This window comes from Cephaloticoccus primus, assembly GCF_001580015.1.
Lineage (GTDB): Bacteria > Verrucomicrobiota > Verrucomicrobiia > Opitutales > Opitutaceae > Cephaloticoccus > Cephaloticoccus primus.
Genome location: NZ_LSZQ01000019.1, coordinates 1 through 12,022, shown reverse-complemented (window position 1 = coordinate 12,022; position 12,022 = coordinate 1). Strand labels below are relative to the sequence as shown.

General features: G+C 59.7%; 8 protein-coding genes. 5 read left to right on the top strand and 3 right to left on the bottom strand.

Annotated elements, in window-relative coordinates; genetic code table 11:
* Both mgtA and AXK11_RS02445 read left to right on the top strand, forming a co-directional pair.
* Positions 1–1,342, top strand: a 1,342-nt coding sequence (gene mgtA, locus AXK11_RS02450) for a magnesium-translocating P-type ATPase (protein ID WP_068629005.1), incomplete at its 5' end; no start/stop codon positions are given.
* Positions 1,343–1,494: 152 nt separating this feature from the next.
* Positions 1,495–2,955: a hypothetical protein gene (locus AXK11_RS02445; RefSeq protein WP_068629003.1), complete on the top strand. Its 1,461-nt coding sequence runs from the start codon at positions 1,495–1,497 to the stop codon at positions 2,953–2,955.
* Positions 2,956–3,027: 72 nt separating this feature from the next.
* Here the strand turns inward: AXK11_RS02445 and uvrB are convergent, their stop codons facing one another.
* Positions 3,028–5,064 carry an excinuclease ABC subunit UvrB gene (uvrB, locus tag AXK11_RS02440; protein ID WP_068629007.1) on the bottom strand — a complete coding sequence of 679 codons (2,037 nt, stop codon included), beginning with the start codon at positions 5,062–5,064 and terminating at the stop codon, positions 3,028–3,030.
* A 189-nt stretch (positions 5,065–5,253) separates the two neighbouring features.
* On the opposite strand from uvrB, the gene AXK11_RS02435 reads away from it, so the two are divergent.
* Positions 5,254–6,486 carry a Glu/Leu/Phe/Val dehydrogenase dimerization domain-containing protein gene (locus tag AXK11_RS02435; RefSeq protein ID WP_082780780.1) on the top strand — a complete coding sequence of 411 codons (1,233 nt, stop codon included), beginning with the start codon at positions 5,254–5,256 and terminating at the stop codon, positions 6,484–6,486.
* Positions 6,487–6,605: 119 nt separating this feature from the next.
* Here AXK11_RS02435 and AXK11_RS02430 read toward each other — a convergent pair whose 3' ends face one another.
* Positions 6,606–9,143 (bottom strand): glycoside hydrolase family 2 TIM barrel-domain containing protein, encoded by a 2,538-nt coding sequence (locus tag AXK11_RS02430; RefSeq protein WP_068628998.1) that lies wholly within the window; start codon positions 9,141–9,143, stop codon positions 6,606–6,608.
* Positions 9,144–9,512: 369 nt separating this feature from the next.
* On the bottom strand, positions 9,513–10,115 hold the full coding sequence (locus AXK11_RS02425; RefSeq protein WP_068628996.1) for an HI_0983 family protein: 603 nt from the start codon (positions 10,113–10,115) through the stop codon (positions 9,513–9,515).
* Positions 10,116–10,221: 106 nt separating this feature from the next.
* Between AXK11_RS02425 and AXK11_RS02420 the strand changes: the two genes are divergently transcribed.
* Positions 10,222–11,217 carry an aldo/keto reductase gene (locus AXK11_RS02420; protein ID WP_068628994.1) on the top strand — a complete coding sequence of 332 codons (996 nt, stop codon included), beginning with the start codon at positions 10,222–10,224 and terminating at the stop codon, positions 11,215–11,217.
* Positions 11,218–11,241: 24 nt separating this feature from the next.
* Positions 11,242–11,718, top strand: coding sequence for a DMT family transporter (locus AXK11_RS02415; protein WP_068628992.1), 477 nt, complete (start codon positions 11,242–11,244; stop codon positions 11,716–11,718).
* Positions 11,719–12,022 lie beyond the last annotated feature (304 nt).

Sequence of the window (12,022 nt, the reverse complement as noted above, 5' to 3'; positions counted from 1 at the left end):
CGCCCTGGGGCGGCCCGGGGGCGCCCCGCGCCTGCTCGTCTGCAAAGGCGCGGTCGAGGAGATGCTCGCGCTGTGCACGCAGGTCGAGCTCGGCGGCGAGCTGCGCCCCTTTGACGACGAGTCGCGCGCACGGCTGATGGCCCTGCGCAACGAGCTAAACGACGACGGCCTGCGCGTCGTCGCCGTCGGCTACAAGGCCACCGACAAAGAGCCCGGCGCCTTCAACGCTGAGGACGAGCGCGGCCTCATCCTCTCCGGCTACATCGCCTTTCTCGATCCGCCCAAGGAAAGCACCGCAGAGGCACTGCGACTCCTGCGCGAACACGGCGTCGGCGTGAAAATCCTGACCGGCGACAACGCACTGGTCGCGCGCAAGGTGTGCCGCGACGTGGGGCTCGACGTGCAGGGCGTGCTAAGCGGCAGCGAAGTCGCCACGCTCGACGACGAAGCCCTGCGCACCGCCGCCGAGCAAGCGACACTCTTCGCCAAGCTCGACCCCGCGCAAAAAGCGCGCGTCATCACCGCCCTCAAGCGAAACGGCCACACCGTCGGCTTCATGGGCGACGGGATCAACGACGCGCTCGCCCTGCGCGAGGCCGACGTCGGCATCTCCGTCGATAGCGCGGTGGACGTCGCCAAAGAAGCTGCCGACATCATCCTGCTGGAGAAAAGCCTGCTCGTCCTCGAACGCGGCGTACTGGAGGGGCGGCGCGTTTTCGGAAACATCATGAAGTACATCAAGATGACCGCGTCATCGAACTTCGGAAACGTCTTCAGCGTGCTCGTCGCCAGCGCCTTCCTGCCCTTCCTGCCGATGCTCGCCATCCACCTGCTCATCCAGAATCTGCTCTACGACTTCTCCCAACTCTCCATCCCCTGGGACCGTGTGGATGCCGACTGGACACGCCGCCCGCGCAAATGGTCCGCGCAAGGAATCGCCCGTTTCATGCTCTGGGTCGGCCCCGTGAGCTCGCTCTTCGACATCACGACCTTCCTCGGCCTGTGGTTTATCTTTAAAGCCAACGCGCCCGAGCACGCCGCGCTCTTCCAGTCCGGCTGGTTTATCGAAGGCCTGCTCACCCAGACGCTCATCGTGCACATGATCCGCACGGAGAAAATCGCCTTCCTGCAAAGCCGTGCCGCCTGGCCCGTCATCCTGCTGACCGCCGCCGTCATGGCCCTGGGCTGCCTCGTGCCCTTCACCCCGCTGGGTGCCGCCGTCGGCATGGTGCCGCTGCCACTCAGCTACTGGCCCTTCCTCGCCGCAACCCTCCTCGGCTACTGCCTGCTCACCCAAATCCTGAAACGCCTCTACCTGCGCAAATTCGGCGAATGGCTCTGAGCGCGCTCGGACAGGGTGGCTATTCTATTGAGACTGGCGACGCCCGCCAGCGGCGCCCGCACCTCCTTTATTCTCAAAAGCGTTGACCTGAACGAGCCCCGCAAAAGAAAGAAAAGCGGCGAGCCAGCCCGTAACTCCTCCCTCACCTGCTAATGGCGATTAAAAAAATAGATTTCAGCTACCTCCTCATTGGAGCCACTTTTTTCATCTATGTATTGACCAGGGCAATTAAGGTAGGCGCAACCTACGATGAAGTATTTACTATTGAGGAGCTTTGCTCTTTTTCTTTCTTTAAAATACTCTTCCTGACTGCTGTCGCCAATAATCATGTCGTCAATACGGTCTTGATAAAGCTGCTGTTCCTAACTGGAAGTGACTCCCTGTTCATCGCCCGCCTGCCCAACTTGGTCGCCCTCATAGGGTATCTATATTTTGGGTACAAAATAGCCTCCAGAAACCTGTCCCCGGCCATAGGCTTGGGGTGCTTTACCCTTCTCGTCTGCAATCCATTTTTGCTTGAGTTCTTCGGGCTGGCCAGGGGATATGGCCTATCACTGGCGTTCATGATGGGCTCCGTGTATTTTGCATCGGAGAACGTGAAGTCGTTTTCGCATTCGACCTTTTCCCGAAGCCTGATCTTTGGCGCGCTGTCTGTATTTACAGTATACTCCATGCTTTATTTTTGGGTAGCCCTGGCTATCATATTAAACACCGCAGTCCTGCTGAAGGAAAACAGAGTGACTTTTAAAAACGCAATACGCCACAGTTTTTATATCGGGAGCGTGTTGGCTTTTTTCATTTCGCTGCCTCTCATCCGGATGATTATCCACAAAAAGCTATACTACGGAGGCCACACCAGTTTTTACGAAGACACTCTCATATCGCTCACTCAGTACACCCTATACCACCCAGGTGTCACGACGCTCACCTATACGTCACTCAATCTTTTCCTGGCTGCCACTACAGCCATTACTCTAGCAGCCTGGGTCCGAAAAAAACAGGTAAACTCATGCAGTAAACTATTCATCTCATTAGCTATCCTCCCCGCTCTTCTAATCATTACTGCACACCACCTGACAGGAACGCTTTATCCGATTGATCGAGTCGCCCTCTTTTTCTACCCACTCCTCATCCTGCCTCTATGCTTCAGCCTGAATGAGATTAGAAAAAAGGTCAGCATTCCCATACTCCTGGCATTCACTTTCGGGCTTTCCTTCAACCTTATTTCAAACTCCAACCTTTATAAGACCGAGCTATGGCCCTTCGATGCACATAGCGAAAAAATATTACAAATATTAAACAAACAAGGAGAGAAAGAAGGCAAGGTAGTAAATCTACAGATCGATTGGTTTTTCCAACCCTCTATAGAATACTACCTGAAACGAGGAAGATATCCATTTATACAGATAATAGACCCTCTATCAAGTGCGATAAACCCTGAGGCAGGGTACTACCTTTTCCTATCAGGGAAGGCAACTGATTACATTAGTGAACTGAGAGAGGAACGAGGGCTGGAAGTCGAGGAGCTGTGTAGAATCCAAGAGTTTCTAAAGTACCCGGAAGAACAGGTCGTTGTTTTTGATCTTAAGAAACGAACACACACACAGCTCTAGTGCTGACTATCCCCCAGCAGCTCGGTGGTCCAAGTTTCACGACAGTTGGAGTACGACAGGGAGCTGGTCTGTTCAGGAAAGCTTGGGGCATTTGGTTTTTTTGTAATGGCCGCGGCGGGGGTTGGGCTGGAGGGCTTTGCCGCTGCGGAGGGTTTCTATCTGGTCGCGCAGGACGGCGGCGCGCTCGAACTCCAGCTTCTGCGAGGCGGCGAGCATTTCGTTTTCCAGCTCGGCGATGATCGCGGCGCGGTCTTCCACGCCTTCCGCTACGGCGGCCAGTGAGGCTGCCGCGTCCTCGTCTGCCCGCGAACTGGAGCCGTCATAGATGTGCAGGCTGGCCTGTGCGGCGCGCTGCACGCTGCGCGGAGTGATGCCGTGCTCGCGGTTGTAGGCGAGTTGCTTTTCTCGGCGGTAGGCCACGACTTCCATCGTGCGCCGTATCGACTCGGTCACCGTATCGGCGTAAAAAATCACGCGGCCTCGTTCGTGGCGTGCGGCGCGGCCGGCCGTCTGGATGAGGCTGGTCTCGCTGCGCAGGAAGCCTTCTTTATCGGCATCGAGAATCGCCACGAGGGCGACTTCCGGCAGGTCGAGCCCTTCGCGCAGCAGGTTGATGCCGACCAGTACGTCGAAGTTTCCCAGCCGCAGGTTGCGCAGGATTTCCACGCGCTCAATCGCATCGATATCGCTGTGCAGGTACTCGACGCGGATCCCGGCCTCGCGCAGGTAGCCGGTAATGTCCTCAGAAAGGCGCTTCGTGAGCGTCGTCACGAGCACGCGTTCCTGAGCCTCGACCGCCGCGCGGATTTCGCCGATCAGGTGCTCCACCTGGCCCTTGGTCGGGCGCAGCGTGATCTCCGGATCGAGCAGCCCCGTGGGGCGGATGAGCTGCTCGGCGACGACGGCCGAGTGCTCCAGCTCAAACTTCGCCGGCGTGGCGGAGACAAACAAGGTCTGCCCCGTGACCTGGCGAAACTCCTCAAAGCTCTGTGGACGATTATCGAGGGCCGAGGGCAGCCGGAAGCCGAAGTCCACTAGGTTTTGTTTTCGCACCCGATCGCCGTTAAACATGCCGCCAATTTGCGGGACGGTGACGTGGCTCTCGTCGATCAGGAGCAGGAAGTCTTTCGGGAAAAAATCGATAAGGCACAAGGGGCGTTCGCCCGGTGCGCGGGCCGTCAGGTGGCGCGAGTAGTTCTCTATCCCGCTGCAAAAGCCCATCTCCTGAAGCATCTCCAGATCGTAGTTGGTGCGCATGCGGATACGCTGCGCCTCCAGGAGTTTTCCCTGCGCCTCAAACCAGGCGACGCGCTCGTCGAGCTCGGCCTTTATGGCGGTGATCGCGGGGTCGAGCTTTCCGCGCGAAGTCACGTATTGGTTGGCCGGATACAGGTCGAAGTGGTCGAGCGCGCGCAGCACCTGCCCCGTCAGCAGGTCGAACTCGCTGATCGCCTCGATCTCATCGCCAAAAAACTCCACGCGCAGCCCCTGCTCCGAGTAGGCGGGCGTAATGTCCACCACGTCGCCCCGCACGCGAAAGGCGCCGCGCTTGAGCTGCACATCGTTGCGCTCGTAGAGGTTTTCGACGAGCCGCTCCAGCAACCTGTCGCGCCCAAAGGTTTCGCCGCAGCGCAGCTCGATCCGCATCTCGGTAAAATCCTCCGGCGAGCCCAGCCCGTAGATGCAGGATACGCTCGCCACCACGATCACGTCGCGCCGCGACACGAGCGCACTGGTCGCCGCGATTCGCAGCCGCTCGATCTCATCGTTTATCGAGGAGTCCTTTTCGATATAGGTATCGCTCGACGCGATATACGCCTCCGGCTGGTAGTAATCGTAGTAGCTGACGAAGTACTCGACCGCGTTTTCGGGGAAGAAGTTTTTGAACTCCGAGTAGAGCTGCGCGGCGAGCGTCTTGTTGTGCGAGATGATGAGGGCGGGCCGGTCGCAGCGCGCGATCACGTTGGCCATCGTAAAGGTCTTTCCCGAGCCCGTGACGCCGAGCAGCGTCTGGTCGCGGTTGCCCTTTTGAATGGAGTCGACGAGGGCCTCGATTGCCTGCGGTTGATCGCCAGTCGGCGCGTAGTCACTCTTGAGCTGAAAAAGCATGGGGAAGCCGCAGAGAAGAAACACCGCCGCCCCAAACCGCAAAGGTCTTTGCCTGATCCTCCGAATAGGCACAAAGTGGCGAGAACCCAGCGCGCCCCTCCGCGCCTGCCGACCCTCCCTCCTCCCTTAAAGAAACGCGCCGTGTCCAAAGTCATCATCTCCTCGCTCTACGACTCGCCCGAATTCCGGATGGCCTGCCGGCAATTCGACCAAGCGGCCGATGCAATCAACCTGCCCGAAGCGATCCGCGACCGCGCCAAATATCCGCGCCGCTGCATCGCCGTCTCGCTGCCGATCCAGCGCGACGACGGCAGCATCGCGCTCTACGAAGGCTACCGCGTCCAGCACAGCCTCTCGACCGGCCCCTCGAAAGGCGGCGTCCGCTTTCACCCCGAGCTTTGCCTCGGCGAAGTCGCCGCACTGGCTGTCTGGATGAGCTGGAAATGCGCCCTCGTCGGCCTGCCCTACGGCGGCGCCAAAGGCGGCGTCAGCGTAAACGCCGCCCAGCTCTCGCCCACCGAGCTTGAGCGACTCTCGCGCCGCTACATGCAGGAGCTCATCCCCTTCATCGGGCCCGACGTCGATGTGCCCGCGCCCGACATGGGCACCAACGCACAAATCATGGGCTGGATGATGGACACCTACTCCAACCACATCGGCCACCTCGTGCCCTCAATCGTCACGGGTAAACCGCTCTCGCTCGGCGGCAGCCAAGGCCGCAGCGAAGCGACCGGCGCAGGCGTCGCCCACCTCGTCTGCCGCTACTTGAAAGATTTTTTAAAAATCGCGCCCGCCGAAGCGACCGTCGCCATCCAGGGCTTTGGCAACGTGGGCAGCGAAGCCGCACTCGCCCTCTCCCGAAACTGCGGCGCAAAAGTGATCGCCCTCTCCGACGAACACGGCGGGATCTACAACCCGCGCGGGATCGATGTGCCGCGCGCCCTCAGCTACCACCGTTACCAAGCCACGCTGCGCGGCTTCGACGGCGCCGAGCCGATCAGCAACGACGAGCTCCTCTCCCTCCCCTGCACCGTCCTGATCCCCGCCGCCGTCCAGCGCGTGATCACGCCCACCGTCGCCGCTACGCTGCGCTGCCGCCTCCTCGCCGAGGCCGCCAACGGCCCCACCACCTACAGTGCCGACAAGATTCTGGAAACACGCGACGACATCGAAGTCATCCCCGACATCCTCTGCAACGCGGGCGGCGTCATCGTTTCGTACTTCGAGTGGCTGCAAAACCGCGCCTGCGAATATTGGGATCGCGACACCGTGCTCGCCAAACTCTTCACCCAACTCGACCGCGCTCTGGAAGCCGTCGAGGCCCAACGCGCCAAATACCAATTCAGCCGCCGCCTCGCCGCCCAAACCCTCGGCATCGAACGCGTCGCCCACGCCAAACAAGCCCGCGGCCTCTTCCCCTAAAAGGCCCTTCAACTCTTTTTCGGGCGCGGCCTCGCCGGGCCGCGTCCAGCACAGTCTCCGTCGCGCCCAATAAAAGTTAGTTGGTCGAGTGGTTAGCCAAATTAGATCAAGGAAGAGACTCAGCGAGGTCGCGTTTCCAGTCGCAGCTCCGCGCCAGCAAGCCCTCCTGCCGAAGTAACACGTACAGTGATCGGCCCCGACTCGCGCGTAGTACGGATGGCGGCCAGTGCGCGGCCCTGGAAGAGGGCGAAGTGAGACTCAGGATAGGAGGTGCCGCCAACTGAGTTACCCGTACCCAAGCCGATAAGCGCGCCTGCCCCCTCGACATCAACCTCAATGGCATGCGCTGCCCAGAGATTCCATTGGTCCGCCTCATCAAGTGCTTCAATGGTCACGAAGAATATATCCTGCCCATCGGCATAACCCACGGCGCGATCAGCGACGGCCCGCAACTTCACAGGTGCGCCGACCGTTTTCAGCTCAAAGCGCTCGACCTCGTTGCCCTCGCTCAGTCCCACAGCCACCAGCCTGCCCGGCATATAAGGCAGGGTAAACCGGGTTTTATACCGGTCGGTTTCTGTCGTAGACTGCTCCCCGATTTTTTCCCCATTGAGATACAGCCGCACAGCCTCGTAGCGCGAGTACACTTCGACCGTCAGCAGCTCGCCCTCACGACCGGGCCAATTCCAAGTCGGCAACAAGGGTTCGACTGCCCAAGCACCAATCCAGTTCCCCTTCATGTCCAGGTCGGCTGATTCCGCCCCCTCCGGCAGAGCTGGTGGCGGCACATGTACCGCCATGTAAAGCTTCTTGCCCGCTGGCTCGGCTCCGTGCCACAGGATTTCGCGATAGTGAGAGACGGGCTTGCGCCACCCCGTCAAATCAATGTCGCCGCAGTAAGCATTTCGCCACCAATGGGCATTCTCAACTCCCTTCATATGAGGAAGGCCCAGTCCCCCATCGCCGAGATAATCAAGTGCCGTCCAAACAAAGTCACCGAGCACGTGAGCATGATCACGGGCAACCAGCCAATTGGTAAAGACTTCCGACTGAAAGGACTCGCTCGCATACATTATGCGATCAGGCGCGCGCTCAAGGTCGGCAATATAACGGGGAGGTCCCGGATAAACCTTGAAGTCATCGCCCTCAGCCAGCTCCAACGACGCATCACGTGAAACAAGTGAATAGTTGTAGCCCGCTATATCAAGCAATGAGAAAACTGGATCCAGACTCGTCCAGCCACCTCCCGCCCAAGGGACGTCTTGCCCCATAGTCACCGGACGCGTGCTATCCAGTGCGCGCACGAGCCCAGACAACTCGCGAGCGATGGCCTCGCCCTCTGGTTTTCCCGACTCGGGAATTTCGTTGCCAATACTCCAAAGCACCACGGACGGGTGATGCCGATCCCGGCGCACCCAAGTCTCCAAATCGTGCTGGTGCCACTCGTCCCACAGTTTGCGATAGTCATGCGCCGCCTTTGCAGTTGTCCAAACATCGAAAATCTCATCGACCACAAGCAGCCCCAGCTTGTCACAGGCTTCGAGAAAAGCCCTGGAGTGGGGATTGTGCGCAGTGCGCACCGCGTTAAATCCAGCCTTCTTCAGCCATTGAACCTTGAGCCCCTCGGCACGATCAAACGCCGCCGCCCCGAGGATCCCCGTGTCGTGGTGTATGTTCCCGCCGTTGAGCTTGATCGACTTACCGTTAAGCTCCAGCCCGCGCTCGAACGACCAAGCCAGCGTCCGAATGCCTGTCACTACCGAGTACTCATCAAGCAAGGCACCCGCCTCGTTGTAGAGCTGAGCTACTACCCTGTACAGGCTCGGACTCTCCGGAGACCACGCACGTGGGTTCGGGATTTTAAGTGTGCCAACAAGCCTCTGCTCAGCACTTACCAGCACGTCCGTAACCTCGGCAGTGGCGACGCAGGCCCCATATTCCTGAAGGTCAAGGACCGACAGGCGAACCCTCACATTACGCAACCGCCCAAGGGTTTTCTCGAAACTACGAAGGTGTGTCTCCACGCGTAGCGTCGCCTCGCCTCCTGACTCGGTGTCCAGTGCTGTAGTGACGGCATTAATCCCATCAGCGACGATATGCGTCGGCCCAAAAACATGCAGCCAGACATGCCGGTAAATCCCCGAGCCACTAAAGCCCCAACGCGCACTCGGCTGTTGGCTATTATCCACCCTCACCGCGATCAACACTGGATCCCCCACCGACAAGTCCTTCAAGTACTCAGTCAAATCGACGGTAAAAGGCGTATAGCCATAGGCATGCTGCCCTGCCTTTCGGCCGTTCACGAACACCTCGGGGTTGCAATAGACCCCTTCAAACTCAACCACGACACGCTGCCCTAGCCACGCAGAATCCAGCCTGAGCGTCTTACGATACCATCCCACACCATCCTGAAACTGATCCCTGCGATCGTTAGGCGGGAGCCCGATGCTCCAATCGTGTGGCAGGTCGAGCTCCTGCCAATCGCTGTCGTCGTAGTCAACTTGAGCATAATCTGGGACAGCCCTATGCTCCAGGAGCCACTCTCCCAGTTGAAATCGCCACTGCTCATCAAGTAGCATCCGCAAACGGGGCGCGCTAGCTGATGTTGAACTCACCAAAATAAGCGCGGCCAAGGCACCGGTAGTCATTTTCTTCATCTTTCTTGGGGGCGGCGGGGTAAAGCCACGGCCCCACCCAAACTCATTTGAAAGTAAGAGCAAGCAGGGCGCGGTGATAAAACCGAGGAGAAGGTATAGGAAAGTCGCTCGCGGAGTTTCCCTGAGGGGTCTTCAACTCTTTTTCGGGCGCGGCCTCGCCGGGCCGCGTCCAGCACAGGGTTTACTCGTTAACCCAAAAACTTGCCCCAATGGGTATCCGCTCCATTCGCGCTTCGGGATTTTTCTCCTGGTGCAACGCGGCAGGAGAAAAGTTTTGGAATCGTGTTTCGGCAGGGGCGAAGACCGCCCCCCTCCCGCCCCTCACGCGCAGTGGCGATCGCCGACAGAAGTTCCACTGTTCCACGCTCGCTAGAGTCGGGGTACTTGGGCGGTGACGACGGCGTTGATGAATGCGTCGCGTTGCTCGTCGAGTGCTTCGAGGAAGGCCATTGCGGCGTCGCTGCCGTAGGCGCGCTTGCTGTAGCCGAAGAGGCGCACGGCGGGCTCGCCGTTGGCCGCCTTCACCGGGCTGTAGCGGTAGGCGCTCCACTCGACGATTATCGCTCCGTCTTCGGCATGGCCACTGAGCAGAAAGTCCAACAAGACTTCCCCCGTGCCGGGGTTTTCAATGAGGCCGCCAAACTGGGCGACCGAGTCGGTCTTCTTGCGCTCCTTTATCGACTCGACCTGAGCTCTCACGACCTGGGTCACATCCATCCCGTTGGAAAGCTGCTCCAGCAGGAGCATGTTTTCGTAGCGCGCGAGTGTCTCTCCGGCGGGCAGGTATTCGTATTTGCTGTAGTTCGGCTGCGGGTTGGACTGCCAGGCCAGTTGGTAGGCTTCTTCCAGAAACTCGATTTTCGTCGGCGCGGCTGGAGCCTTGCTGGCTTGGGCGTGAGCGACGGGAGAAAACGCGGCGGCAAGTGCGACTGCGAGCGCAGCCAGGGATCGGGTGAGGCGGAGGGATTTCATGAGAGGCGCTTTGTCTGTACTCACGCTTTGGTAATTACCAGCCATACGTAGCATTACCATCCGCATCGCTTGCGTTTTTGTCGGGCCGGTACATCCGTCCCCGCTTATGCAAACCCGCACGCTGGGCCGGCACGGCCCGCAAGTCTCCGCCCTCGGTCTTGGCTGCATGGGCATCAGCGCATTTTATGGCAACCGCGTAGACGATGACGCGGCCCTCTCCCTGATTCATCAGGCACTCGATTGGGGTGTGAGCTTTCTGGATACCGCCGATGCATACGGGCCGCACACCAACGAAGAGTTTCTGGGACGGGCCTTGGCCGGACGGCGCGAACAGGCGTTTATCGCCAGCAAATTTGGCATCGTGCTGGATCCGGGCGACCCGCAGGCGCGCGGCGTCAACGGGCAGCCCGAATACGTTCGCTCTGCTTGCGAGGCCAGTTTGCGCCGCCTGAAGGTAGATCACATCGACCTGTACTATCAGCACCGCGTCGATCCCTCAGTGCCGATTGAGGAGACCGTCGGCGCGATGGCGGAGTTGGTAAAAGAGGGCAAGGTGCGCTACCTGGGTCTGTCCGAGGCTTCACCGGAGACCATCCGCCGCGCGCATGCGGTGCATCCGATCACCGCGTTTCAGAGCGAGTACTCGCTCTGGTCGCGCGAGCCGGAGGAAACTGGCGTGCTCGCCACGGTGCGCGAACTGGGGATCGGCTTTGTGGCCTACTCCCCGCTGGGACGCGGCTTTTTGACCGGCGCCATCCGCAGCCCTGAGGATTTCGAGCCCGACGATTACCGGCGCACTTCGCCGCGTTTTCAGGGCGAGAACTTCGCCCACAACCTGACGCTGGTGGAGCAAGTCCAGCAGATGGCCGCGGACAAGGGCGTGAGCGCCGGACAACTGGCGCTGGCCTGGGTGCTGGCCCGAGGACAGGACGTGGTGCCCATCCCCGGCACGCGCCTCACCGAGCGCTTGCGGGAAAACCTGGACGCACTGGAAGTGCAGCTGGATGCCGCCGAGCTGGCGCGGATCGATGCCATCTTCCCGCCCAACGCTGCCGCCGGTGCCCGTTATCCCGAGGCGGCGATGAAAACGGTGGCGCGCTGAGCATCCGCCCCATTTCGCTTCCCCATGAATACCCCTCTTACAACTGTCGCTCTGGCGAGCGTCGCGCTGACCGCCGGAGCCTTGGTGTCCTACCAGGCCGGAGCCAACGCCACGCTGGGCCGCGCACTGGGCCACCCGCTTTGGGCGACGCTGGTCTCGCTGTCCGTCAGCATATTGGTCGCGATCCCCGTGATGCTCGCCATGCGCGTGCCTGCGCCGTCGGTCAGCTCGGCCGCGGCACAACTGCCCGCGTGGGCTTGGCTCGGCGGAATCGCAGGCGTGATCTACGTGACTTCTGCACTGCTGCTCACGCCGAAGATGGGCGCGACCAACTTCATCGTCTGCGTCGTAGCCGGGCAGATACTGGCCTCGCTGATAATTGATCACTACGGCCTCGTGGGAATGCCAGTACGCGAAATCAACCTCGGCCGCTGCGCCGGAGCAGCACTGATTTTCATCGGGATGATTGTCGTGCAGTGGTTCACGCCGCGAAGTCAGTAAGGGGCAGCGCATGGCGTATGGCGGCGCGCGCCATGCGCCCTTTTCCCACTACGCGTGCGGCGGGGGACGGTGTCCCCCTGCCATTTACTCATAAGTTCGCAACTTGCGAAACATATGGCTAAAAATTGGTATTGATTATCAATGAGTTATAAATCTAAAGTATCTACCAAGTTACTGACTTCTGTGTAATTTGCGACTTTGCCGCGTGCGCCGCACCCGGACAAAATCACAAATTTAAGGTAATTCCTAGCCAGAGCGGACCAAAGAGGCCTTCAACTGTGATATGGGGATTGGTTTCATCATC